The 22,157-nt window shown below is 63.8% G+C and carries 28 protein-coding genes; 13 read left to right on the forward strand and 15 right to left on the reverse strand.

The genetic code is table 11. The features are described 5' to 3' along the window. Positions 1-47 precede the first annotated feature (47 nt). Positions 48-533 carry a hypothetical protein gene (locus tag ACX3OW_RS02215; RefSeq protein ID WP_459094107.1) on the reverse strand — a complete coding sequence of 162 codons (486 nt, stop codon included), beginning with the start codon at positions 531-533 and terminating at the stop codon, positions 48-50. A gap of 131 nt (positions 534-664) precedes the next feature. Here ACX3OW_RS02215 and hisB point away from each other — a divergent pair, with 131 nt between their 5' ends. The 8 genes from hisB (at position 665) to coaA (ending at position 5,445) form a co-directional block, all read left to right on the forward strand. Beyond that, positions 665-1,252 carry an imidazoleglycerol-phosphate dehydratase HisB gene (gene hisB, locus ACX3OW_RS02220; protein ID WP_459094108.1) on the forward strand — a complete coding sequence of 196 codons (588 nt, stop codon included), beginning with the start codon at positions 665-667 and terminating at the stop codon, positions 1,250-1,252. Positions 1,253-1,391: 139 nt separating this feature from the next. Further along, positions 1,392-1,739, forward strand: coding sequence for a DUF2628 domain-containing protein (locus ACX3OW_RS02225; protein WP_459094109.1), 348 nt, complete (start codon positions 1,392-1,394; stop codon positions 1,737-1,739). Next, the gene (gene hisH / locus ACX3OW_RS02230; protein ID WP_459094110.1) at positions 1,736-2,383 is read left to right on the forward strand and encodes an imidazole glycerol phosphate synthase subunit HisH; all 648 of its coding nucleotides are present in this window, start codon (positions 1,736-1,738) and stop codon (positions 2,381-2,383) included. The genes ACX3OW_RS02225 and hisH overlap by 4 nt, the downstream gene beginning before the upstream one ends. Then, entirely contained in the window at positions 2,380-3,111 is a 732-nt protein-coding gene (gene hisA, locus ACX3OW_RS02235; protein WP_459094111.1) for a 1-(5-phosphoribosyl)-5-[(5-phosphoribosylamino)methylideneamino]imidazole-4-carboxamide isomerase, read from the forward strand. Before hisH ends, hisA begins: the two co-directional genes overlap by 4 nt. Beyond that, a complete protein-coding gene (locus tag ACX3OW_RS02240) occupies positions 3,111-3,329 on the forward strand; it encodes a hypothetical protein (RefSeq protein WP_459094112.1) in 219 nt (72 codons plus the stop codon). The genes hisA and ACX3OW_RS02240 overlap by 1 nt, the downstream gene beginning before the upstream one ends. Continuing rightward, positions 3,326-4,102, forward strand: coding sequence for an imidazole glycerol phosphate synthase subunit HisF (gene hisF / locus ACX3OW_RS02245; RefSeq protein ID WP_459094113.1), 777 nt, complete (start codon positions 3,326-3,328; stop codon positions 4,100-4,102). The genes ACX3OW_RS02240 and hisF overlap by 4 nt, the downstream gene beginning before the upstream one ends. A 75-nt stretch (positions 4,103-4,177) precedes the next feature. Beyond that, on the forward strand, positions 4,178-4,495 hold the full coding sequence (locus ACX3OW_RS02250; RefSeq protein WP_459094114.1) for a phosphoribosyl-ATP diphosphatase: 318 nt from the start codon (positions 4,178-4,180) through the stop codon (positions 4,493-4,495). Further along, entirely contained in the window at positions 4,495-5,445 is a 951-nt protein-coding gene (gene coaA, locus ACX3OW_RS02255; protein ID WP_459094115.1) for a type I pantothenate kinase, read from the forward strand. Before ACX3OW_RS02250 ends, coaA begins: the two co-directional genes overlap by 1 nt. Before the next feature lie 138 nt (positions 5,446-5,583). Here coaA and ACX3OW_RS02260 read toward each other — a convergent pair whose 3' ends face one another. Next, positions 5,584-5,934 (reverse strand): VOC family protein, encoded by a 351-nt coding sequence (locus ACX3OW_RS02260; RefSeq protein ID WP_459094116.1) that lies wholly within the window; start codon positions 5,932-5,934, stop codon positions 5,584-5,586. 117 nt (positions 5,935-6,051) lie between these two features. On the opposite strand from ACX3OW_RS02260, the gene dapB reads away from it, so the two are divergent. Together dapB and ACX3OW_RS02270 are read left to right on the forward strand one after the other, a co-directional pair. Then, positions 6,052-6,861: a 4-hydroxy-tetrahydrodipicolinate reductase gene (gene dapB, locus ACX3OW_RS02265; protein WP_459094117.1), complete on the forward strand. Its 810-nt coding sequence runs from the start codon at positions 6,052-6,054 to the stop codon at positions 6,859-6,861. Positions 6,862-6,881: 20 nt separating this feature from the next. Continuing rightward, a complete protein-coding gene (locus ACX3OW_RS02270; RefSeq protein WP_459094118.1) occupies positions 6,882-7,496 on the forward strand; it encodes a 2,3-bisphosphoglycerate-dependent phosphoglycerate mutase in 615 nt (204 codons plus the stop codon). Between the two features lie 46 nt (positions 7,497-7,542). Here ACX3OW_RS02270 and ACX3OW_RS02275 read toward each other — a convergent pair whose 3' ends face one another. Then, positions 7,543-8,424 (reverse strand): methylated-DNA--[protein]-cysteine S-methyltransferase, encoded by an 882-nt coding sequence (locus ACX3OW_RS02275; RefSeq protein WP_459094785.1) that lies wholly within the window; start codon positions 8,422-8,424, stop codon positions 7,543-7,545. Between the two features lie 61 nt (positions 8,425-8,485). Continuing rightward, positions 8,486-8,971, reverse strand: coding sequence for a DUF2244 domain-containing protein (locus ACX3OW_RS02280; RefSeq protein ID WP_459094119.1), 486 nt, complete (start codon positions 8,969-8,971; stop codon positions 8,486-8,488). A gap of 44 nt (positions 8,972-9,015) precedes the next feature. Here ACX3OW_RS02280 and nth point away from each other — a divergent pair, with 44 nt between their 5' ends. Next, entirely contained in the window at positions 9,016-9,690 is a 675-nt protein-coding gene (gene nth / locus ACX3OW_RS02285; protein ID WP_459094120.1) for an endonuclease III, read from the forward strand. 174 nt (positions 9,691-9,864) lie between these two features. Here the strand turns inward: nth and ACX3OW_RS02290 are convergent, their stop codons facing one another. Then, positions 9,865-10,308 carry a DUF2214 family protein gene (locus tag ACX3OW_RS02290; protein ID WP_459094121.1) on the reverse strand — a complete coding sequence of 148 codons (444 nt, stop codon included), beginning with the start codon at positions 10,306-10,308 and terminating at the stop codon, positions 9,865-9,867. A 60-nt stretch (positions 10,309-10,368) separates the two neighbouring features. On the opposite strand from ACX3OW_RS02290, the gene ACX3OW_RS02295 reads away from it, so the two are divergent. Both ACX3OW_RS02295 and ACX3OW_RS02300 read left to right on the forward strand, forming a co-directional pair. Then, positions 10,369-10,959: a TetR/AcrR family transcriptional regulator gene (locus tag ACX3OW_RS02295; RefSeq protein WP_459094122.1), complete on the forward strand. Its 591-nt coding sequence runs from the start codon at positions 10,369-10,371 to the stop codon at positions 10,957-10,959. Between the two features lie 36 nt (positions 10,960-10,995). After that, a complete protein-coding gene (locus tag ACX3OW_RS02300; RefSeq protein ID WP_459094123.1) occupies positions 10,996-12,000 on the forward strand; it encodes an adenosine kinase in 1,005 nt (334 codons plus the stop codon). 177 nt (positions 12,001-12,177) lie between these two features. Here the strand turns inward: ACX3OW_RS02300 and ACX3OW_RS02305 are convergent, their stop codons facing one another. The 10 genes from ACX3OW_RS02305 to ACX3OW_RS02350 all read right to left on the reverse strand — a co-directional run bounded on the left by ACX3OW_RS02305 (position 12,178) and on the right by ACX3OW_RS02350 (position 22,015). Then, positions 12,178-12,948: a TIM barrel protein gene (locus ACX3OW_RS02305; RefSeq protein WP_459094124.1), complete on the reverse strand. Its 771-nt coding sequence runs from the start codon at positions 12,946-12,948 to the stop codon at positions 12,178-12,180. Then, on the reverse strand, positions 12,945-13,643 hold the full coding sequence (pyrF, locus tag ACX3OW_RS02310) for an orotidine-5'-phosphate decarboxylase (RefSeq protein WP_459094125.1): 699 nt from the start codon (positions 13,641-13,643) through the stop codon (positions 12,945-12,947). The genes ACX3OW_RS02305 and pyrF overlap by 4 nt, the downstream gene beginning before the upstream one ends. Positions 13,644-13,675: 32 nt before the next feature. Then, a complete protein-coding gene (locus ACX3OW_RS02315) occupies positions 13,676-14,302 on the reverse strand; it encodes a histidine phosphatase family protein (protein WP_459094126.1) in 627 nt (208 codons plus the stop codon). 2 nt (positions 14,303-14,304) lie between these two features. Then, positions 14,305-14,853, reverse strand: a complete 549-nt coding sequence (locus ACX3OW_RS02320; RefSeq protein ID WP_459094127.1) for an NADPH-dependent FMN reductase — start codon at positions 14,851-14,853, stop codon at positions 14,305-14,307. A 61-nt stretch (positions 14,854-14,914) separates the two neighbouring features. Further along, positions 14,915-15,817, reverse strand: a complete 903-nt coding sequence (locus tag ACX3OW_RS02325; RefSeq protein ID WP_459094128.1) for a glycosyltransferase family 8 protein — start codon at positions 15,815-15,817, stop codon at positions 14,915-14,917. A gap of 3 nt (positions 15,818-15,820) precedes the next feature. Continuing rightward, complete coding sequence (gene dnaJ / locus ACX3OW_RS02330; protein ID WP_459094129.1) at positions 15,821-16,963, reverse strand: molecular chaperone DnaJ; 1,143 nt, start codon at positions 16,961-16,963, stop codon at positions 15,821-15,823. Positions 16,964-17,180: 217 nt separating this feature from the next. After that, the gene (locus ACX3OW_RS02335; protein WP_459094130.1) at positions 17,181-18,242 is read right to left on the reverse strand and encodes an alpha/beta hydrolase; all 1,062 of its coding nucleotides are present in this window, start codon (positions 18,240-18,242) and stop codon (positions 17,181-17,183) included. A 373-nt stretch (positions 18,243-18,615) separates the two neighbouring features. Then, complete coding sequence (locus ACX3OW_RS02340; protein ID WP_459094131.1) at positions 18,616-19,104, reverse strand: hypothetical protein; 489 nt, start codon at positions 19,102-19,104, stop codon at positions 18,616-18,618. A 296-nt stretch (positions 19,105-19,400) separates the two neighbouring features. After that, positions 19,401-21,317: a molecular chaperone DnaK gene (dnaK, locus tag ACX3OW_RS02345; protein WP_459094132.1), complete on the reverse strand. Its 1,917-nt coding sequence runs from the start codon at positions 21,315-21,317 to the stop codon at positions 19,401-19,403. Between the two features lie 365 nt (positions 21,318-21,682). Further along, positions 21,683-22,015 (reverse strand): hypothetical protein, encoded by a 333-nt coding sequence (locus ACX3OW_RS02350; RefSeq protein WP_459094133.1) that lies wholly within the window; start codon positions 22,013-22,015, stop codon positions 21,683-21,685. Positions 22,016-22,157 lie beyond the last annotated feature (142 nt).

Genomic DNA, 22,157 nt, shown 5'->3' on the forward strand with positions numbered 1-22,157 from the left:
TTGAGTGATATTTAGGTGACAGTGCAGCGAATGCAATGCGTGAGTTGCTACATGCCGGCGGCGACGGCGCCGGCGAGCGCAACGGCTTTGTCCCTGGGCAGTCCAAAGGTCGCCACCGTCACGGTGTCGTCCTGGTTGATGAAGCTGATGCTATAGGCTTGCGAGGGGTTATCGGCGGGGTCGATGATGAAGCCGGCCTGCCAGGGCCCGTCCAGGGGCGCCAGATTCTCGGCGCCGACATTGTCAGCCATCCCCGCCTGCGACTGGGCGAAATATTGCAGCGGCGTGCCCCCGACGATGTTCTGGCTGGCGGCGGTGATGGACGTAATTTTGGCGTAGACCTCGTCGCCACCTTGCCAATTGCAGAAGGATACCCCGTCCTGGTCACCGCGCTCGATGAGGGTGGCGAGTCCGCCGAAGCTCTGCTCCAGCATGCCGCTCGGGACCATGTCGCAGGCGGTGCGGCTCGACTGGGCCAAGGCGGGCGACGCCGACAGCACTGCGGCGGTGGCGAGAATCAACATTTGGCGCATGGTCATCTCCGTGAGGCGGGATGCCCAGATCGTCAGCCGAATGTGGCGCAATGACGGGTGCTCCCCTAACGTGATCTTCACGGCTGCATGCCTATCTGCTAGTCAGCCCCGGTATTCTCGGAGACCTGACCATGCGCACCGCCAGCATTGCCCGTAAGACCAATGAGACCGAGATCGCCGTCTCGATCAACCTCGACGGCACCGGCGCGCATAAGATGGCGACCGGCATCGGCTTTTTCGATCACATGCTCGACCAGCTGTCGCGCCACTCGCTGATCGATATGGAGGTCAGCTGCAAGGGTGATCTGCACATCGATTTTCACCACACGGCGGAAGATGTCGGCATCGCTTTGGGCCAGGCCATCCAGCAGGCCCTTGGCGACAAGAAGGGCATCCGCCGCTATGCCAGCGCCGACCTGCCGATGGATGGCACGCTGACCCGCGCCGCGCTTGACGTGTCCGGCCGCCCGTTCCTGGTGTTCCGCGCCGAGTTTTCGCGCGACAAGGTCGGCGAGATGGACACCGAGCTGTTTCGTGAGTTCTTTCAGGCCTTTGCCATGAATGCCGGCATCACGCTGCATATCGAAAACTTCTACACCGACAACAACCACCATCTGGCCGAGTCGATGTTCAAGGCCGTCGCCCGCGCCCTGCGCGATGCGGTGGAGATCGATCCGCGCGTCGGTGACCGCGTGCCCAGCACCAAGGGCACGCTGTAAGGCTTTCGTTTTCGCGGTTTTTGCACTAGATCGTCCCCCATCTGCGGTGTCACCCCGGCCTTGAGCCGGGGCCCATCCTGAGATCTCAAGATGGATCCCGGCTCAAGGCCGGGATGACATCGAGGTACTGGAGACCATTGTGACCCTCTACGCCATCTTCGACCCGAAGCCTGGGCAACCCGCTCTGCCGGCAGCCATCCCGGAAACCTTCTCGTGGTTTGCCGCCTTCTTGCCGCCGATCTTCCTGGCCACGCATGGCCTCTGGCTGGAACTGCTGCTCTGGATCGTCAAACTCGTGGCGCTGGTCATCCTCGCCCGCTTCATCGGCGGCGATGCCGCCTTCCTGCTCTATCTCACCACCGTCATCTGGCTCGGCTTTGCCGCCTCGGGGCTCCGCCGTCATGCCCTGCAACTGCGCGGCTGGACCCATCGCGGTGATCGCGTCGCGCTCAGTGCCGAGCTGGCGCAGCTGGAGGCGTTGGCATGAGTGTGGTCACCATCATTGATTATGGCGCCGGTAATCTCGCCTCCGCCGCCAATGCTTTCCGTCGCGTCGCTGCTGACCGTGGCATCGACATCGTCGTCACCGCTGATCCCGAGCTGGTGCGCCGGGCCGACCGCATCATGCTGCCCGGCGTCGGCGCCTTTGCCGATTGCAAGGCCGGGCTCGATGCGGTGCCGGGCATGGTGGAGATGCTCGAAGAGCGGGTGATTCGCGGTGGCGTGCCCTTCCTCGGCGTCTGTGTCGGCATGCAGCTGATGGCCAGTGAAGGCCGCGAAAAGACCATCACCCCGGGCCTCGGCTGGATTCCCGGCGCAGTGCAGGCGCTGGCCCCGACGGACCCGGCGCTCAAAATTCCGCATATGGGCTGGAACACCATCGAGGTGACGCGGCCCCATGCTTTGCTCGACGGCATTCCCACTGGCCCTGACGGCCTGCATGCCTATTTCGTGCATTCCTATCATCTGGTGACCGCCAGCGCCGAGACGCTGGTCGCCACCACCGACTATGGCGGGCCAATCACCGCCTGCGTTGGCCGTGACAATCTGTTCGGCGCCCAGTTCCACCCGGAAAAAAGCCAGGCACTGGGCCTCAAGCTCATCGATAATTTTCTAAGGTGGACTCCATGATCCTGTTCCCTGCCATCGATCTCAAGGATGGCCAGTGCGTTCGCCTCAAGCTGGGCGATATGGACCAGGCCACCGTGTTCAACGACGACCCGGGCGCCCAGGCGCGCAGCTTTGAAGAGCAGGGCTTTGAATATCTCCACGTCGTCGACCTCAACGGCGCCTTTGCCGGCGAGAGCGTCAATGGCGCAGCGGTGGAAGCCATCCTTAAATCGGTAAAATTCCCGGTGCAGCTGGGCGGCGGTATTCGCAGCCTGGCCCATATCGAAGCTTGGCTCGACAAGGGCCTGGCCCGGGTCATCCTCGGCACCGTCGCGGTGCGTGATCCGGCCCTGGTGAAAGAGGCCGCCAAAAAATGGCCGGGCCAGGTCGCGGTCGGCATTGACGCGCGCGGTGGCATGGTGGCCGTCGAAGGCTGGGCGGAAACCTCCGAGCTGGCGGTGATCGAGTTGGCCAAGCGCTTTGAAGGCGCGGGCGTCGCCGCCATCATCTATACCGATATCGACCGCGACGGCATTCTGGCCGGCATCAATTGGGACTCGACGCTGGAGCTGGCCCGCGCCACCTCCATTCCGGTAATCGCCTCGGGTGGCCTCGCCTCGATGGACGATATCGAGCGCATGACCCAGCCCGAATATGCCGTGCTGGAAGGCGCCATTTCCGGCCGCGCGCTCTATGACGGGCGCATTGATTCACGTGAAGCACTGGCCCTGCTGAAGGCTGCCGCCTGATGGCAGCGCCGCGCCACATCATGATCTCGAAGGTCAATTGGTGGTGGTATCTGGTGCCGATCGTCCCCATTCTGGCACTGGGTTATGCGGCGCTGCTCAACTGGCTACCGAGCTGGGCCCTGCTCGTCGCCATCTTCGCTTTTTTCATGTGGCTGTTTTCGCTGGCGTTCACGCTGGTCGCCACGCTGACCCGCAACGCCCGGAAACCTCGTCCATGACTTTGAAGACCCGCCTCATCCCCTGCCTCGACGTCAAGGACGGCCGTGTGGTCAAGGGCGTGCAGTTTGTCGATCTGATCGATGCCGGCGATCCGGTGGCCGCCGCCATCGCCTATGACGCCGCCGGCGCCGATGAGCTGACCTTTCTCGATATCGCCGCCACCCATGAAGGCCGCGACACCATTTTCGACGTGGTGGCCCGCACCGCCGAACATTGTTTCATCCCGCTGACGGTGGGCGGCGGCGTGCGCAGCATTGAGGATATCAGGAAGCTCCTGCTGGCCGGTGCCGACAAGGTGGCGGTCAATTCGGCGGCCGTGACCGATCCTGATTTCATTGCCCGCGCCGCCGACAAATTCGGCAATCAATGCATCGTCGTCGCGGTCGACGCCAAGCAGCGCACCGATGGTGCTGGCTGGGAAATCTACACCCATGGCGGCCGCAACCCGACCGGGCTCGATGCCGTGGAATTCGCTGCCCGCATGGTGGCGCGCGGCGCCGGCGAATTGCTGGTCACCTCGATGGACCGCGACGGCACCAAGTCGGGCTTTGATCTGAAACTGACCCGCGCCATTGCCGATGCGGTGGAAGTGCCGGTGATCGCCTCGGGCGGCGTCGGCACGCTGCAGCATCTGGTCGATGGCGTGGTGGAAGGCCATGCCAGCGCCGTGCTGGCCGCCTCGATCTTCCATTTCGGCACCTTCACCATTCAGCAGGCCAAGCAATATCTGCGCGACCACGGCATCGACGTGCGCATGGATGGCGCGGCTTAGGTCGTAGAGACGTAGCTGAAGTTTTTTGCTCTAAGCCTGCCCCAAACGCGATGGGGATGAGGAGCCTCTACTGCCATGACCCTTGACGACCTCGAAGCCCGCATCGCCCTCCGCGCTGCCGCCTCACCCGAAGACAGCTACACCGCCAAGCTGATCGCCCGCGGCATGAATAAATGCGCGCAAAAACTGGGCGAGGAAGCCACCGAAGCGGTGATCGCCGCCGTCACCGGCGACCGCCCCGAGCTGGTCAAGGAAGCGGCGGATGTGTTGTATCATTTGCTGGTGGTGCTGCGCGCCGCCGAGGTGCCGCTGGCCGAGGTGATGGCCGAACTCGATACCCGCACCGCCCAGTCGGGCCTGGCCGAAAAAGCCGCCCGCAAGGATCAGCACTGATGGCGCGCCGCTCTCCGGTGCTGGCGCCCTATCATCACTTCACCAAGCATCAATGGAGCGCCCTGCGCGCCGATGAGCCGATGACGCTGGACGCCGCCGACATCAAGCGGCTGCGTACCCTCAGCGATCCGATTTCGCTGGAAGAGGCCGAAGAGGTCTATCTGCCGCTGACCCGCCTGCTGTCATTCTATGTCGAGGCGGTGCAGGGCCTGCACAATGTGTCGACGCGGTTTCTCGAAACCCCCGACCAGAAAGTGCCCTTCATCATCGGCGTCGCCGGCTCGGTTGCCGTCGGCAAATCGACCACCGCGCGCATCCTGCAGGCGCTGTTGCAGCGCTGGCCCGCCAGCCCGCAGGTCGATCTGGTGACCACCGACGGCTTCCTCTACCCCAACGCGATCCTGGCCGAACGCGGCATCATGGAGCGCAAGGGCTTTCCCGAAAGCTATGACCGCGCCCGCTTCGTGCAGTTCCTCGCCGATATCAAATCGGGCCAGGGGCACGTGGACGTGCCGGTCTATTCCCACCTGGTCTATGACGTGGTGGCCGGCAGCAATGTGATCATCGACCGGCCGGACATTTTGATCGTCGAGGGGCTGAACATCCTGCAGCCGGGCGAGCTGCCCAGCGATGGCAAGCCGATCCTGTTCGCCTCCGATTTCATCGATTTCTCGATCTATATCGACGCCGACAATGACGATCTGGAAGCCTGGTTCATGGAGCGCTTCTTCCGCCTGCGCGACACCGCGTTCAAGGACCCGACCTCCTTCTTCCGCAAATTCGCCGAGATGAGCGAAGCCGAGGCCGGCGAATTCGGCAAGACAGTATGGCGCAGCATCAACCTGCCCAATCTGCTGGAAAACGTGCTGCCAACCCGCAGCCGCGCCGATCTGGTGCTGAAAAAAGGCCGCAGCCATATGATCGAAAAAGTGCAGCTGCGGCGGGTTTAGCTTCTGCGAGAGCCCCACCCCCGATGTCACCCCGGCCTTGAGCCGGGGCCCATCCCCCGATAGTGCCGGTAACACCCATCTCAGGATGGGTCCCGGCTCAAGGCCGGGATGACACCGCGTTTTGGTGAGCGGCTTTGATCAATACGTCCCCGGCTGCGGCTGACTAAAGATGATCTGATTGCCATCCGGATCACGAAACTTTGCCGTCTTGAAGAAATCGCCCATCGCCTGGGCCACCGGCTTGAGGCCGTGCAGGTCGAGCCGGGCCAGTTCGGGGGCCAGCTCGTCGACGATCAGCGTCAGTGACGAGGCGCCGGCCCGGTCGGCATCGGTGAACACCTGTACCCAGCCACCGCCGGGCAGCTTCCATTCGGCCACTTCGCTCATCGGGCGGGCATCGGCCAGACGGCCGAACAGCGTCTCATAATATTCGAGCACCTCGCTCAGATCGTCCACCGCGATGCCGGCAAGCACATTGGAGATGGTCAATTGGCGTCCCTTTGTCTGCGTCGAAGCTGATCCTAGCATGTTGACCGCAATGGGGCAGTGCTGTTGGCGTTTACGCCCGGCGCTGCTATAGGCAGGCCAGATTTCAGGAGGCGGGCAATGGCACAATTGCGGGTCGTGGTAGCAGGCGCCGGTGGGCGCATGGGGGCGGCCAATATCCGCGCGGTGACAGAGCATCCCGGCCTCGTGCTGCAGGCCGCGCTCGATCGCCCTGGCGCCCCGGCGCTGGGCAGTGATGCCGGCACCCATGCCGGTCTGGCGGCGCTGAATATCGCCATTACCGACGATATCGATGCGGCACTGGCCGGCGCTGACGTCATCATCGACTTCACCGCGCCGGGCTCCAGCGTCATGCTGGCCAGCAAGGCAGCCCAGCTGGGCCTCGTCCATATTATCGGCACCACCGGCTGTGCGCCGGCCGATGACGCGGCCATCGCTCAGTCGGGCGCTGCCGGGGCGCGCATCGTCAAATCCGGCAATTTCTCGCTCGGCGTCAATGTGCTAGCCAGCCTGGTCCGCAAGGCGGCCAGCATGCTGGCCGATTACGACGTGGAAATTCTCGAAATGCACCACAACCGCAAGGTCGACGCGCCCTCGGGCACCGCCCTGCTGTTGGGCGAGGCGGTGGCCGAAGGCCGCAATATCGCGCTCCGGGATCATTCCGTGCGCGTCCGCGATGGCCATACCGGCCCGCGCGAAGCCGGTACCATCGGCTTTGCCACCCTGCGCGGCGGCACGGTGGTCGGCGATCATTCGGTGATCTTTGCCGGGCCGCATGAGCGGGTCGAGTTCAATCACCGCGCCGAAGATCGCGCCATGTTTGCCAATGGCGCCGCCCGCGCCGCGCTGTGGGCCGCCAGCCAACAGCCCGGCCTGTATTCCATGGCCGACGTGCTCGGCCTCAACTGATCACAACAAGGAAGTCTGCGATGACCGGTACCCTGATCCTCGTCCGCCACGGCCAGAGCGAGTGGAACCTGAAAAACCTGTTCACCGGCTGGCGTGACCCGGACCTGACCGAACTGGGTATCGAAGAGGCGCGCGCCACCGGCAAGGCGCTCAAGGCCAGCGGCATCGTGCCGGACCTCTATTACACCTCGGCTTTGCGCCGGGCCCAGCACACACTCGATCTGATGCTGGAAGAGATGGGGATTTTCAACCTCTCCATCATCCGCAATATTGCTCTCAATGAACGCGACTATGGCGATCTGTCGGGTCTGAACAAGGACGACGCCCGCGCCAAATGGGGCGAGGAACAGGTGCTGGTCTGGCGCCGTTCGTTCGACGTGCCGCCCCCGGGTGGCGAGAGCCTTAAGGACACGGCCGCCCGCACCCTGCCCTATTACGACAGCGAAATCCTGCCCCAGCTGCAGGCTGGCAAGACCGTGCTCGTCGCCGCCCATGGCAATTCGCTGCGTGCCCTGGTGATGGCGATTGAAGGGCTGACCCCGGAACAGATTTTGCAGCGCGAAATCGGCACCGGCCAGCCGACGGTGTACAAGATTGGCGCCGATGGGAAGCTGGTTGAGCGGGTCGAGATTTAGCATCTCACCTCTCCCCCAAAGGGAGAGGTGAAGATTCACGTGAAACTTAATGCGCGGCGGAGATCACCCCGGCTTCCCAGCCCAGGATCGCCCGCTTGCGCGGCACGCCCCAGTGATAGCCGGTGAGCGCGCCGGAAGTGCCGACCACGCGGTGGCAGGGCACGACAAACGAAATCGGGTTCTTCCCCACCGCCGCACCCACGGCGCGCGCCGCCTTGGGCCGGCCTACGGCATTGGCGACGCTCTGATAGGTGGTGGCCTGCCCCACCGGAATCTTCAGCAGCGTCTCCCACACCTTCACCTCGAAATCGGTGCCGATCAGCACCAGCCGCACCGGATGGTCGGGCGACCAGCGCGCCGGATCGAAGGCGTCGGCCACCACCGGCGCGATGCGAGCGTCGTCGCGGGTGAAGCGGGCATTGGGCCAGCGATTGGCCAGATCCTCGAAGGCCTGCTGCACCGAAATATCTTCGTCGGCAAAGCCCAGCCCCGACATGCCATAATCGGTAGCGGTCACCACCGCCATGCCGAAGGGCGACGGCGCCGCGCCCCACACCATGTCGAGCCCGGCGCCGCCCGCCCGGAACTGGCCCGGCGGCATGGCTTCATAAGTGACGAACAAATCATGCAGCCGCGAGGTCGAGCTGAGGCCCACTTCATAGGTAGTGTCGAGCACGCTCTGCTTGTCGCGCAGCAGGCTCTTGGCATGGTCGAGCGCCACGGCCTGGGCAAAGCTCTTGGGGCTGAGGCCACACCAGCGGCGGAACAAATCGGTCAGTTGGCGTTCGCTCAGCCCCAGCGCCCGGGCAAAGCCGGGCAGGTCGAGCGCATCGGGGCCGTGTTCGCTGAGATAGCGGATAGCGGCGCGGATGGTGTCGTAATCCGTGGCGGGGGTCATATGCGTGATCTGGTTCATCGGGACACCCATCTGGTGATGTTTCAAGGTGTCTGTCTAGGCCGCTTGGTCGCCACGCGCGACCCGGTTTTGACTAGGCCGCCTGCCGGGCGCGGCGCAACGCCGTGCCAAAGGCCTGGGCGAAGCTCGAGCGATCCTCGGGTCCGAGAAACGCACCGATGGCGATTTCATCGGCACCACTGCGCAGGCCCATCGATTGGGTTTTTTCATTGGCATCGCGATGCAGCACCAGCCGCACCGCCTGCGGATCAAAGCGCTGCAAGGTCCGGCCGCCCTTGCCGTCAATGGTGACGATTTCCAGTTGATCTTGCCACAGGGTCACCTGCTGGGTTACCCGGCGCTGGCGCGACTGCCTTACGCTGAGGGCGGTCAGCCCGCCAAAGCCCACGACAAAGGCCACGCCGGCCGGCACCAGCATTTCGGGCACCACCACCACCAGCGGCGAGGCCAGGATGGCACTGGTGAAAAACGCCAGCCAGCCACCGGTCAGCCGGGCCGAGCGGTCGGGCTTCAGTGTCGCAGCGAACAGGGGCGCGGTGGTTGTGGCTTGCATTGGCATGGCGGTCTCTTGGACACTATAGGCGCAGAATCAGGGGCGAGAGAATGGCCGCAGTCAAAAAAGTGAAACCGCTCTCCAAAGCCGATGTCGAAGCCATCTTTCACCGCTTCCACGAAATCGAGCCCGAGCCCAAGGGCGAACTCGATTACAGCAATGCCTTTACCCTGCTGGTGGCGGTGGTGCTGTCGGCGCAGGCGACGGACGTCGGCGTCAACAAGGCCACCAAGGCCCTGTTCGAACTGGCCGACAACCCCGCCGCCATGGTGGCGCTGGGCGTCGAGCAGATTACCGATGATATCCGCACCATCGGGCTGTTTCGTGGCAAGGCGAAAAACGTCTTCGCCCTGAGCCAGCTGCTGCTCGATCTGCATGGCGGCGAGGTGCCCGATGATCGCGCGGCGCTGGAGGCCCTGCCCGGCGTCGGCCGCAAGACCGCCAATGTGGTGCTCAATCTGTGGTTCAAGCAGCCCACCATCGCAGTGGACACCCATCTGTTCCGCGTCGGCAATCGCACCGGCATGGCACCGGGGGCGACTGTGCTGGCGGTGGAACAGCATTTGCTCAAGGTGATCCCCAAGCAATATCTGCTGCATGCGCATCACTGGATGATCCTGCACGGCCGCTATGTCTGCAAGGCGCGCAAGCCCGAATGCTGGCGCTGCGAGATCAAGCAATGGTGCCAGTTCGAACCGAAATCGCCGCTGCCCGTGGGCAAGTAGCGGCCGGGACTAGGTTCGGCCGCGCTCTCCCGCCTTGCGCCAGCCCACCCCACCATCGTCATTGCCCGGCTCGTCCGGGCAATCCATCTGCTGCGGCATGGATTACCCGGACAAGCCGGGTGATGACGGCGGGGAGAATGCAGTGGATTGAATGGTAGCGGCCGCTAGCGGCCTTCACCCCCGCGCCATGATCGCGGCAAAGATCGGGATCAGCAGCAGCACACCCAACTGGTAGTGGATGAAGCGCCGATTGCTGGCGAGATCATCTGCCGGGACGGCATAATCCGCCGTGGTTTTTGCCGCTAGGGCCCAGTGGCGGATGGCGATGCTGGGCTTGATCGACAGCAGCCCGACCGCCACGAAGGCCGCCATCTTGGCCCAGAAGGCATAATTGCCGACATAATATTCCCAGCCGCTGGCGCCAAAGATCACCCGCAGCACCCCGACGATGACCACCAGCCCGGCCATGGCGCCATAGACGCCGTCGATGCGCGCCAATTGGCTGACGCGCGGCCCGGCCAATCCCGGCCGCAGCAGCGCAAATTCGGCGGCAATAATGCCAACCAGGCTAAACACCGCGAGATGATGACCAATGGTCAGCAGCAGATCGATATCCATTTGCGCGTCCTCTCCGCGTCATGTAATCAACGCTTACATATATTTTCCTATAAGTGAACAATGTCAACATCTCGTCCAAATGCGCCCTATCACCATGGCGATCTGCGCAATGCCCTGCTCGAAGCGGCATTGCTGATCCTCGAACGCGAGGGCGAGGCGGGGCTGGGCCTGCGCGATCTGGCGCGGGCGGTGGGGGTGTCGCCGGCGGCGCCCTATCGGCATTTCGATTCTCGGGCCGCCTTGCTCGAGGCGCTGGCGGTCACCGGCTATCAGCGCTTCACCCGCGCCATGGCGGAGGTCAGCGCCGCCAATCCGCCCGATCTGCTGGCGGCGATGGGCAAGACCTATGTGCTGTTCGCGCTGGATAATGCGGCCTTGTTCCGGCTGATGTTCTCGGCCCAGCTGCGGCGCGACAATCGGCCCGGCCTGCGCATTGCCGCCGAAGCCGCCTTTGCCACCTTGCGCCAGGTCAGCGGTGGCGATGGCCGCAATGGCCGGATGGCGGCTCTGGCCGCCTGGGCGCGGGTGCATGGGCTGGCGGTGCTGCTGCTCGACGGGCAGATCGCCATGCAGGCCGGCGAGGATATCGAGGCGCTGATCACCGCCATCATCGAGAACCGCGAGGTTGCACCGACCCCGGTCCTGCTCTAAACCGGCTCACGGCCTTCCCTCACGCCGGACCCTCGCATGACCCAGACCCGTTTCGACGTCCTCACCATCGGCAATGCCATTGTCGATATCATTGCCCCGGTGGAGGAGTCCTTCATTGCCGGCGAGGCGATGAACAAGGGCATCATGCATTTGATCGACAGCGATCGGGCGGCCAATCTCTATGCCAAGATGCCGGTCGGCCGGCAGCAATTCTCCGGCGGCAGCGCCGGCAATACCGCCGCGGGCGTCGCCTCGCTGGGCGGCCGGGCGGCCTTTGTCGGCAAGGTGGCGCAGGATGATCTGGGCGCGGTGTTCGCCGCCGACATGGGCGATCTGGGCGTGCATTATTCGACGCTCCCCCTGATCAACGGCGCCATGACCGCGCGCTGCATGATCTTCGTCACCGACGATGGCGAGCGCACCATGAACACCTATCTGGGCGCCTGCCACGAGCTGACCGAAGCCGATATCTTCGAAGACGAAATCGGCGGCGCCGCCATCACCTATATGGAAGGCTTCCTGTGGGACCCGGTGGAAGCCAAGAAGGCTTTCGTCCGCGCCGCGCATTACGCCCATAAGCATGAGCGCGCCGCGGCCTTCACCCTGTCGGACCCCTTCTGCGTCGATCGCTTCCGCCCCGAATTCCTCGATCTGATGCGCTCCAAGACCATCGACTATGTGTTTGCCAATGTGCATGAGCTGAAGTCGCTGTATCAGACCGACGATCTGGGCGAAGCCGTGCGCGAAGTCGCCAAGGACACCGAACTCGCCGCCATCACCATGGGCGCCGACGGCGCCATGGCGATCTACAATGGCGAAATCACCTCGGTCCCGGCCTTCCCGGTCGACCGCGTGGTCGACGCCACCGGCGCCGGCGATCTGTTCGCCTCGGGCTTCCTGCTCGGCATGGCCCGTGGCCAGACGCTGGAAAGCGCCCTCAAGACCGGGTGCCTGGCCGCCTCCGAAGTCATCAGCCACATCGGCGCAAGGCCACAGCTCGACCTGGAAGACCTCAGCCGCCAGCACGGCCTGGTCGGATAGGCGCTAGCGCAAATCGTGCATTTAAACGCGGTGTCATCCCGGCCTTGAGCCGGGACCCATCCTGAGATGGGTGTGCTGGCGTGATCTCGAGATGGGCCCCGGCTCAAGGCCGGGGTAACATCGGGGGTGGGGTGGCGGTTGTGATGAGCGGACGCGGTGGTGGCGGGCGCTAGCGCCCTAACGCCCCAGCACCACTCGCGTCTCATCCAGCGCCGTGGCCGTCGCCCCAATCGGCACGAATTCCAGCCCGGCATAACCGGCATAGCCCTGCCCTTCGAGCCAATCGAGACTCGCCCGCAGCGGCAAGCCCCCAGTCCCCGGCTGATTGCGGCCCTTGTGGTCGGCGATGTGGATATGGGCGATGCGGTCGACGCGGCCGGCCAATACCGTTGCGGTGTCCTCGCCCATCACCATCGAATGATAAAGATCATACAGCAGCGCGATTTCCGGGCGGTTGACCGCATCGACAATGTCGAGCCCTTCCACCGTCGACGGCAAATAATAGCCCTGATGATCGACCAGCGTATTGAGCGGCTCCAGCGCCAGCTGCACGCCAGAGCCCTTGAGCACCTCAGCCGAACGCGCCATGGCCTCGACCAGCGCATCATGCTGCTGCTGGCGCGGCACGCCGGCCAGTTCCGGCCCGGCCTGGGCAATCATCATTTTGGTGCCCAGCCGCTGCGCCACCGCAAGGCTGCGTTCCAGCCCGGCGAGAAAGCGGTCATGGTCGGTAACGCGGGTCAGTTCGGCAAACGGCTCGGCGACAATGCCGGCCAAGGGCAATCCGGTCGCGCCCAGCGCGTCCTCGATTTCGTTGAGGTCCTTGTTCGACCACAGCCAGAATTCCACCGCATCCATGCCGCTGGCCTTGGCCAGCCGGATGCGCTCGGCGACATTGGTGGTTTCGCCGACGAACAGCATGTCGATGCAGGCGGAAAACCTGGTCATGCGAGGCGCGTCCCGTTGTTCATTTCATGCAGGATCGCCCGCGCCGCTGCCGCCGGATCGGCAGCTTCGATGATCGGTCGCGCCACCACCAGATGGCTGGCGCCGGCCCCCAGTGCCTCGGCTGGGCCCATCACCCGCTTCTGGTCGCCCATGGCGCTGCCCGCCGGGCGAATGCCGGGGGTCACGATGGCCAGCTTGTTGCCGACAATGGTGCGCACCATGGTGGCTTCATGTGGCGAGGCCACCAACCCGCCAATGCCGGCGTCGCGGCCCTGCTGCGCCCGCAGCGCCACCAGCCCGGCGGCGTCGCGCTCATAGCCGGCTTCCTTGACGTCTTCGTCGTCCATCGAGGTGAGCACCGTGACGCCCAGTACGCAGAGATTGGAGCCGGCGGCAGCCTTGGCGGCGGCGCGCATGGTCTTGGGATAGGCATGCACGGTCAGCATGGTGGCGCCGGTTTCGGCAAAGGCAGCGACGCCCTTTTCGACCGTATTGTCGATATCGAGCAGCTTGAGGTCGAAGAACACCTTCTTGCCGGCGGCGATCAGCGCCTTGCCCAGCGCATAGCCATCAGCGCCATAAAAGCACTGATAGCCGATCTTGTAGAAATCCACCGTATCGCCCAGCAGGGAGACGATCTCTTCGGCACGGGCGCGCGACGAAACGTCGAGGCCCACGATCAATTGGCCAGCCATGGTCTTTCTCCACTGTCGATGTTGGGTTCGGACTAGAGCAAATTCGCGATTGTCGCAAGGTTAGCGCGGGCCAGCCAATCCGGCGCGAGCTGTTCCAGCGCTGTCCACTCGCTGTGCAGCCGGCCGGCGCCGAAATCGAAAACAAAGCCATAGCCGCCGCCGGGACCCTGATCCTCGGCGCGGGAAATTGCCCGCGCGGCCACATGGCATTTGAGCAATGTGCCCACCGCCCCGTGGCCGCACAGTATCGCCGGCGTGCCCTCCGGCACCCGGGCTAGTGCGGCCGCTACCGCCGCGACGATGCGGCGCTGGGCGTCGATGGCCCGCTCCCAGCCATCAATGCTCTGCTCCGGCGCGGCAAAGAACCGGTCGGCGGTCGCCTCGAACAGGGCCGGTGGCAAAAAGCCGGTGGCGCTGCGGTCATTCTCGCCCATCGCATGCTCGCTCAGCACCGCTGTGCCGGCCGCCGTAGCCAGCAGTTCCGCCAATTCCAGCGCCTTGCGCTCATTGCTGGAAAAGATCATCGCCCCGACCGGCACGGCGCCCGATTGGGCAAATGCCTCGGCGCGTTGCCGGCCCAGGGCCGACAGCCCCCATAACGGCACCGGCATATTGGCGTCGATGGCCACCTGCGGATGGGTCAGATACAGCGCCCGCATGGTTAGCCGCCCCGGCGGAACTGGGTCAGTTCCTGCACGATCTGGTCGACCTTGCGGATGATGGCGGGCTCGGTGGGATTGCCGTCTTTGTCGAAGGCGTCTTCGACCGGGCCGATACCGAGCAAAGTCGGCACCACCAGCGCCCCGATCTTGCTCAGCGAATCGCGCAGATGGCTGAGGCCGAAAATGGTGCCATATTTGCCGGTGCTGACCCCGCCAATGCCGAATACCGCATGGCGAAACGGGCTGGGTTTTTGCCGGCTAAGCCAGGCCAGCATATTGACGGTGAGCGGCGTCAGCCCGCCATTATATTCCGGGCTGGCGATGAAGACGATGTCGTGGCTGCGCCACAGTTCGGCCAGCCGTCCGGCGGCCTCGGGCACATGGTCGGGCTCCAGATCCTCATTGAAGATCGGCATTTCGAAATCGGCGAGGCTGATGGCGTTGACCGCCACGCCCGCCGCCTCCAGCTTGTGCCCGACATGCTCCTGCAGCATCCGGTTATAGGAATTTTTGCGGATCGAGCCGCAAAGCGTTAGCGCAGTCAGCATGGGGGATTGGTCCTTGTTATGGACCCACTCTGCCCGCCGCCTTCGCCTCCGGCAAGCCGGCTTAGCGCCAGCCGACGAGCCGCTTGAGCCGGCGCAGCAGGCGTTCGCGCCGATACTGGTAGTAATATTGGTTGGTCATCAGATGGCGATAGGTGCGCTTGAAGGCGACGCGCGACCAGCTCAGCCAGGGTTTGGCATTGGCCGAAAAATGCACGATGGTCGGGTTGAACACCTCATGCGCCGGCTCGGCATTCTGCAAATTCCAGCGCGGCTCGACTTCGAGAATCCGCCCCTTGAAGCAGTAATTGATCATGTCCTGATCGTAATAGAACATCGCCAGCTCGGCTGGCTCCAGCTGGGCCAGCGTGGCGGCAAAATCCATTGCCCGGTATTGCGCCATATCGATCAGCATCACCCCGGCATTGAAATAGGGCTCGGCCATGGAGAAGGCATTGCGGGCGCGCAGATCCTGCCCGGCGATGCAATGGGTGCGGTCGGGCTGCAGCACGGCGGCGATGGCGTGGCCGTCCATATCCATGAAATACAGCGGATCAAGCGCACTGCGTACGAATAGATCGCTGTCCAGATACAGCACGCGGGTAATCGCGGGATCGAGCAGATCGCCGAGAAACAGCCGCGCATAGACAATCGGGTTGAGCCGCGCCAGCCGGATCTTGGGGAACGCCGCGATGCGCTCCGCCAAGATGTTGCGCGCATCGATATCGATGAAGTTCAGCACTGCGCCATAATCACTGCCGATGCTGGCGATGGCGGCGTGATGCTCGGGCGTCAGCGTGCGATGCAGCAGATGAAACCGCAGCCGCTCGGGGTGATGCGTCGTCAGGCAGATCGAACGCATGGTGGCGTAAGTCGGCGCCCAGAAGGCGTCGTCAAACGCCAGGACGATCTCGATCGGGCCGGCTGCTGGGGGAATGGGCGAGGCCGGCGCGATCGGATCGGACAATGCTTAGGCCTCGAACATCTTCTTGAGCTTGGCGAAAAACCCTTCCGAGGTCGGATTGGTGTCCTCGGTGGTGATGCGCTGGAATTCCTCCAGCAGCTCGCGCTGCTTGCGGCTCAGATTTTGCGGCGTCTCGATATCGAGCTGCACATAGAGATCGCCGACATCCTTGGAACGCAGCACCGGCATGCCCTTGCCCTTGAGGCGGACGCGCTGACCCGGCTGGGTGCCGGCCGCGACTTTCACCTTGGCCCGGGCATTATCCAGCGTCGGCACTTCGAATTCGCCACCCAAAGCCGCCGTGGTCATGGCAATCGGCACGCGAGCATAAAGATCGGCCCCGTCGCGCTGGAACAGCTCATGCGGGCGGATCGAGATGAAAATATAGAGATCGCCCGGCGGTCCGCCGCGTAGTCCGGCCTCGCCCTCATTGGCCAGCCTGATGCGGGTGCCGTCCTCGATCCCCTTGGGGATATCGACGCTGAGCTTGCGATTTTCCTGCCGGCGGCCCTGGCCACCGCAATCGGTGCAGGGCTGGTCCATCATCTGGCCACGGCCCTGACAGACCGGGCAGGTGCGCTCGATGGTGAAGAAGCCCTGCGCGGCGCGCACCTTGCCATGGCCATTGCACTGGCGGCAGGTATGGGTGCCGGTGCCCGGCTTGGCGCCCGAACCATCGCAGGTATTGCAGCCGACCAGCGTCGGCACGTCGATTTCGACGGTGCGGCCTTCAAAGCTCTCTTCGAGGCTGATTTCGAGGTTATAGCGCAGATCGCTGCCGCGCAGCTTGGCGGCGCCGCCACCCCTGCCCCGGCCACCACCGCCGCCGCCCATGAAGTCGCCAAAGATATCGTCGAAGATATCGGACATCGAGGAGGTGAATTCGGGGCCAAAACCACCGCCCGGCCCGCGCCCGCCGCCATTTTCAAAGGCGGCATGGCCAAACCGGTCATAGGCGGCGCGTTTCTGGCCGTCCTTGAGCGTGTCATAGGCCTCGCTGAGTTCCTTGAACTTGGCTTCGGCGTCGGCATTGCCCGGATTGCGGTCGGGGTGGTGCTGCATGGCGAGCTTGCGATAGGCGCTCTTGAGCGCTGCGTCGTCAGCGCCCTTCTGTACGCCGAGCACCTCGTAGAAATCGCGTTTGGCCAAAAATAGTCTCCGAACCTGCTGGTCGCGCCGGCGCGCGCCCTGCATCAAATTATGCCCCGGTGTCTGCCCCTAGATGGCAATCGACCCCACGTCCCGCAAGGGGTGGTGGGGCCGCAACCGGCAAAACCATGGCTGGCTCATAGCAAGCCAGCGCGCGCGCTTCAATGCGTCAGGCCGTCAAACGGCAAGGCATGCTGTGCTTTGGCAGGATGTGGGGTCAGCTACGCCGGTCCGGCGCAAACGCCTTGCCCAGCGCATCGGCCACATCGGCCTGCGCGAACAGCGCTTTGGTGACCACGAGGCCCAGGCCGAAAAACCCCTGCGTGACCCCATCATAGGTCCAGCACTGCACCGGGACGCCGGCGCTTTCGAGGGCTGCGGCCAGGGCTTCGCCTTCCGAGCGCAGCGGGTCGATACCCGCCAGCACGATGGTCGCCGGGGCCACGCCGGCCAGATTGGCAATCTCGGTCAGGGCGATGCGCGGATCGCTGCGCTCGGCGTCGTCATTGAACAGCTGCCGGAACCGCCAGCGCATCGCCGGCAGTCCGATCGGCTGCGCCCGCAGGGTCTGGCCATAGGATGGCGTCGACAGCTCGGCCCCGGCAATGGGGTGGATCAACACTTGGTGCACCGGCTTGATGACGCGCTCATCGCGCGCCCGCAGCGCCACATAAGCCGCCAGATTGCCACCGGCATCCTCGCCGGCCACGGCCAGCCGCAATGCATCGCCGGCCAGTCCCTGTGCCGCCGCCAGCAGCCAGCGCCACGCCGCCCAGGCATCGTCATGCGCCGCTGGAAATTTATGCTCCGGCGCCAGCCGATAGGCGAGTGACACCACGATAGCGCCGCTGCGCCGGGCCAAAGCCCGCGCCGAGGCATCATGGCTGTCGAGGTCGCCGGTGACAAAGCCGCCGCCATGAAAATAAAGGATCATCGGGTTGTTGCGGCTCAGTAGGCCCATGGGCCGATAGAGCCGCGCCGGCAATTCGCCGTCAGCGCCCGCTATCGCGATGTCTTCGGTGCTGACCCCATCCTCGGGGCGCTCGCGCTCCTGCCGGTCCAGAATGGCGCTGATCGCTTCGGCCGCCCGCGGCTGGCGTCGCGCCATCACCGGCGAAATCAGCTCCAGCGGCCGCGCGCCCAGCTCGGCCATGCCATCGAGCACATGCTTCATATCGGCATCGATCCGTTCCATCGGATCGCCGGCGATCAGCTCGGCCAGCCGCCCGATGGAGTCGGTGGTGTCAGCCGCAGGATGCTCGGCGGTGGATTCGGTCATGGCAGCGGCCTCAGAAACGCATGTGGCTCATTTGCACCCGAAAAGCGGCTGGCACTTGACTCAATCAAGCCCATTTTGCGGCGTCGGACGCTGTCCACAAGGAAAAGCCCCGGATCGCTCCGGGGCCGAAAACAAGGATTCACGTGAAACTTCTCACCGGCCCGCAGGGCAAAATCGCTCCAGTGGAGCGATTTTAGGCGAGAAGGCCATGCGAGCTACGCTCGAATGGCACGAAGGAAGGTTAAGGTTAGGGGGAAATCGCTCCAGCGGAGCATTGTTTGCGGGGATGCCATGCGGGCTGGGGCTCGAATGGCGGGGTCGGTCACGCGCTCTGCAAGTTTCGGGGGAGGCCGAAGCAGCGAGCGGCGGACGGTCAGGCTTCGGCGGTTTCGCTCAGGGTCACGCCCTGGTCCATCAGCTTCTTGCGCGCGGCATTGACCGCATCGATGCTGAACAGGTCTTCGTGGCTGACCACGATGGCTTCGCCGGTGAGGTCGCTGCGGTTATTGGCGACCAGCTTTTCAAAGCCATCGCTCAGCTCGGCCGTCATCATCAGATCGGACAGCAGGCGCACGGCGCCGACGCGCTTGTGCTTGGCGCGAACCTTGATCAGCCGGGTGGTGCGGCCATTATCGGCGGTGCGGAGTTCTTCGGCGGTAACAAGGCCGATCCAGAACAGGCGCTCGACGGCGCGCTCGGCGGCGGGGCCTTCAAAGGCCTTGCCATGGGCGTTGCCGGCCAGTTCGGCGATGCGGAACTGACAGCCAAAGGCCAAGTCGGGATAGCCCAGGCGCACGGCATTGGCCATGAGCTTGCGCAGTTTTTCGGGTTCGATGAAGGTCTGGGGGTCTGGAATGTTCATGTGCCTTCATAGGCTATGCAGCCCAGAAAAGCCAATTCTAAGCGGAAGTGTAGAATTTAAGGCTCCGTTTCCCCTCTTCCCTTGAGGGAGAGGGACTGAAAATCGGCGTTCAGCCGATTTTCAGGGTGAGGGTGCTGCGCGCCCCCATGCTGCGATTTCAGGAAAGAGACTCCGCATCCGCCCCTTCGGGGCCCCTTCTCTCGCAAGGGGAGAAGGGAGGCAGCCCCCGCAACAAAAAAAGGGCCCGGCTGACGCCGGACCCCCTTCAATTCATGCTGGCGATCATATCGCCAAACTTAGGCCGACTTCTGGCCGTCGTCGTCCTTGACCTCTTCGAAGTCGGCGTCGACCACATCGTCGTCTTCGCCATCATCGTCGGTGCCATTGGCCTTGGCTTCGGCTTCAGCCTGGCTGGCCTTGTACATGGCCTCGCCCAGCTTCATTGCCGCCTGGCCGAGGGCGTCGGTCTTTTCCTTGATCACTTCGCCGTCGTCGCCTTCGATCACGCCCTTGAGGTCGTTGATGGCGGCTTCGATAGCGCTCTTGTCTTCCGCCGAAACCTTGTCGGCATATTCCTTGAGCGACTTTTCGGTCGAGTGTATCAGGCTTTCGCCCTGGTTCTTGGCTTCAACCGATTCGCGCTTCTTCTTGTCGGCTTCGGCGTTCTGCTCGGCTTCCTTGACCATCTTTTCGATGTCGGCGTCGCTGAGACCACCCGAGGCCTGGATGCGGATCTGCTGCTCCTTGCCGGTGCCCTTGTCCTTGGCCGAAACCTGCACGATGCCGTTGGCGTCGATGTCGAAGGTCACTTCCACCTGCGGCACGCCGCGCGGGGCCGGCGGGATGCCGCTGAGGTCGAAATTGCCCAGCAGCTTGTTATTGGCGGCCATTTCGCGCTCGCCCTGGAACACGCGGATGGTCACCGCGCTCTGATTGTCCTCGGCGGTCGAGAAGGTCTGGCTCTTCTTGGTCGGGATCGTGGTGTTGCGATCGATCAGCCGGGTGAACACGCCACCCAGCGTCTCGATGCCCAGCGACAGCGGGGTCACGTCGAGCAGTAGCACGTCCTTGACGTCGCCCTGCAGCACGCCGGCCTGAATGGCGGCGCCCAGTGCCACCACTTCGTCCGGGTTCACGCCCTTGTGGGGCTCCTTGCCGAACAGCTGCTTGACGATTTCCTGCACCTTGGGCATGCGGCTCATGCCGCCGACCAGCACGACTTCATCGATCTGCGCGGCGGTGACGCCGGCATCCTTGATCGCCTGCTTGCACGGCTCGATGGTGCGCTGGATCAGGTCGTCGACCAGCGATTCGAGCTTCGAACGGCTCAGCTTGAGCGTCAGGTGCTTGGGGCCCGACGCGTCGGCGGTGATGAAGGGCAGGTTGATTTCGGTCTGGGTCAGGGTCGAGAGTTCGATCTTGGCCTTTTCCGCTGCTTCCTTGAGGCGCTGCAAAGCGAGCTTGTCGCTTCGAAGGTCGATGCCCTGCTCCTTCTTGAACTCGTCGGCCAGGTAATCGACCAGACGCATGTCAAAATCTTCACCGCCGAGGAAGGTGTCGCCATTAGTGGACTTCACCTCGAACACGCCGTCGCCAATTTCCAGGATCGACACGTCGAAGGTGCCGCCGCCAAGGTCATAGACCGCGATGGTGCCGGTGTTCTTCTTGTCGAGGCCATAGGCCAGCGCCGCAGCGGTCGGCTCGTTGATGATGCGCAGCACTTCAAGGCCGGCGATGCGGCCCGCATCCTTGGTGGCCTGGCGCTGGCTGTCGTTGAAATAGGCCGGAACCGTGATGACGGCCTGGGTAATGGTTTCGCCGAGATAGGATTCGGCGGTTTCCTTCATCTTCTGCAGGATCATGGCCGAGACCTGCGAGGGCGAATACTTCTCGCCCGAGGCTTCGACCCACGCATCGCCATTCTCGGCGGCGACGATCTTGAAGGGGACGAGGTTCTTGTCCTTGGCCACGACCTTGTCGTCGTAGCGGCGCCCGATCAGGCGCTTGAACGCAAACAGCGTGCCTTCCGGATTGGTAACGGCCTGGCGCTTGGCCGGCTGGCCAACCAGACGTTCGCCGTCCTTGGAAAAGGCGACCATGGATGGCGTGGTGCGTGCGCCTTCCGCGTTTTCGATGACCTTGGGATTGGCGCCGTCCATCACTGCAACGCAGCTATTGGTGGTGCCCAGATCGATACCGATGACTTTAGCCATTTATGAATTAGCCTCTCTTCTAGCAAACCCGTGCTGGAGCCCTCCGCTTCGGAAGCAGCCCCGTGGCCGGTGAAGGCCGGGTTCCTTGCACTGGAATACGCCCGTGTCTGGGCTTGCTGGCTATATAGGGGGGGCGCCCAATGGCTTCAAGCGCTCAAAGGGGTGAATTGGCGGAGACCGGCGTTGCCGGGCTATCGCGATTGTCTCAGTCGACACCCTCCCCCTTGAGTGACGTCGTAAAACATCGCCCCACGCTCGATGTCACCCCGGCCTTGAGCCGGGGCCCATCCTGAGATCAAGCCGGTGCAGCCATCTCGGGATGGATCCCGGCTCAAGGCCGGGATGACACCGCGTTTTTTTGCGGGTTAGTCGGTCAGCGTGTAGCTGCTGAGTTCGCAGATATCGACCTCGGTAACTTCCAACATCGAGCCTTCGCCGGTCTCGAAGCGGAAATCATACAGGCACTGGTCCGAGCCATCGCCGATGGTGACTACGACCTGCTCGCCGGATTCCAGCGTGCCGTCCTCGCCCAGCAGGTCCTCGCCCCAGGCATCCATATTGCTTGGGTTGGTGTAGAAATAATGCAGCGCCTGCGAGCTGTTATTGATCAGCGTGAATTCGACAGTCTGCGCGGCCGCCGGCACGACGAAGGCCAGCAGCGACAGGGCGGCAAGGCCGCCCTTGAGATTAAAGTTCATGGAAGTCTCCCAAGCCGGTGGCAATTCCGCCGCCGGCGCGCTGCTATTTAGCATGGCGGCCCAAATCAGCGGAAGCGGCGCCATGGGGCCAGCCGCAATTTTTTCGCACGGCGAACCCGGTGACGGGCGCGGCAAAAGCCAT

It is taken from the genome of Devosia sp. A449, assembly GCF_054489375.1.

What these genes read in the sequence shown, in the direction of transcription:
- ACX3OW_RS02215 (WP_459094107.1), bottom strand. Translation starts at nt 533, where the DNA reads ATGCGCCAAATGTTGATTCTCGCCACCGCCGCAGTGCTGTCGGCGTCG.
- hisB (WP_459094108.1), top strand. Translation starts at nt 665, where the DNA reads ATGCGCACCGCCAGCATTGCCCGTAAGACCAATGAGACCGAGATCGCC.
- hisH (WP_459094110.1), top strand. Translation starts at nt 1,736, where the DNA reads ATGAGTGTGGTCACCATCATTGATTATGGCGCCGGTAATCTCGCCTCC.
- hisA (WP_459094111.1), top strand. Translation starts at nt 2,380, where the DNA reads ATGATCCTGTTCCCTGCCATCGATCTCAAGGATGGCCAGTGCGTTCGC.
- ACX3OW_RS02240 (WP_459094112.1), top strand. Translation starts at nt 3,111, where the DNA reads ATGGCAGCGCCGCGCCACATCATGATCTCGAAGGTCAATTGGTGGTGG.
- hisF (WP_459094113.1), top strand. Translation starts at nt 3,326, where the DNA reads ATGACTTTGAAGACCCGCCTCATCCCCTGCCTCGACGTCAAGGACGGC.
- ACX3OW_RS02250 (WP_459094114.1), top strand. Translation starts at nt 4,178, where the DNA reads ATGACCCTTGACGACCTCGAAGCCCGCATCGCCCTCCGCGCTGCCGCC.
- coaA (WP_459094115.1), top strand. Translation starts at nt 4,495, where the DNA reads ATGGCGCGCCGCTCTCCGGTGCTGGCGCCCTATCATCACTTCACCAAG.
- dapB (WP_459094117.1), top strand. Translation starts at nt 6,052, where the DNA reads ATGGCACAATTGCGGGTCGTGGTAGCAGGCGCCGGTGGGCGCATGGGG.
- ACX3OW_RS02270 (WP_459094118.1), top strand. Translation starts at nt 6,882, where the DNA reads ATGACCGGTACCCTGATCCTCGTCCGCCACGGCCAGAGCGAGTGGAAC.
- ACX3OW_RS02275 (WP_459094785.1), bottom strand. Translation starts at nt 8,424, where the DNA reads ATGGGTGTCCCGATGAACCAGATCACGCATATGACCCCCGCCACGGAT.
- ACX3OW_RS02280 (WP_459094119.1), bottom strand. Translation starts at nt 8,971, where the DNA reads ATGCCAATGCAAGCCACAACCACCGCGCCCCTGTTCGCTGCGACACTG.
- nth (WP_459094120.1), top strand. Translation starts at nt 9,016, where the DNA reads ATGGCCGCAGTCAAAAAAGTGAAACCGCTCTCCAAAGCCGATGTCGAA.
- ACX3OW_RS02290 (WP_459094121.1), bottom strand. Translation starts at nt 10,308, where the DNA reads ATGGATATCGATCTGCTGCTGACCATTGGTCATCATCTCGCGGTGTTT.
- ACX3OW_RS02295 (WP_459094122.1), top strand. Translation starts at nt 10,369, where the DNA reads ATGTCAACATCTCGTCCAAATGCGCCCTATCACCATGGCGATCTGCGC.
- ACX3OW_RS02300 (WP_459094123.1), top strand. Translation starts at nt 10,996, where the DNA reads ATGACCCAGACCCGTTTCGACGTCCTCACCATCGGCAATGCCATTGTC.
- ACX3OW_RS02305 (WP_459094124.1), bottom strand. Translation starts at nt 12,948, where the DNA reads ATGACCAGGTTTTCCGCCTGCATCGACATGCTGTTCGTCGGCGAAACC.
- pyrF (WP_459094125.1), bottom strand. Translation starts at nt 13,643, where the DNA reads ATGGCTGGCCAATTGATCGTGGGCCTCGACGTTTCGTCGCGCGCCCGT.
- ACX3OW_RS02315 (WP_459094126.1), bottom strand. Translation starts at nt 14,302, where the DNA reads ATGCGGGCGCTGTATCTGACCCATCCGCAGGTGGCCATCGACGCCAAT.
- ACX3OW_RS02320 (WP_459094127.1), bottom strand. Translation starts at nt 14,853, where the DNA reads ATGCTGACTGCGCTAACGCTTTGCGGCTCGATCCGCAAAAATTCCTAT.
- ACX3OW_RS02335 (WP_459094130.1), bottom strand. Translation starts at nt 18,242, where the DNA reads ATGACCGAATCCACCGCCGAGCATCCTGCGGCTGACACCACCGACTCC.
- ACX3OW_RS02340 (WP_459094131.1), bottom strand. Translation starts at nt 19,104, where the DNA reads ATGAACATTCCAGACCCCCAGACCTTCATCGAACCCGAAAAACTGCGC.
- dnaK (WP_459094132.1), bottom strand. Translation starts at nt 21,317, where the DNA reads ATGGCTAAAGTCATCGGTATCGATCTGGGCACCACCAATAGCTGCGTT.
- ACX3OW_RS02350 (WP_459094133.1), bottom strand. Translation starts at nt 22,015, where the DNA reads ATGAACTTTAATCTCAAGGGCGGCCTTGCCGCCCTGTCGCTGCTGGCC.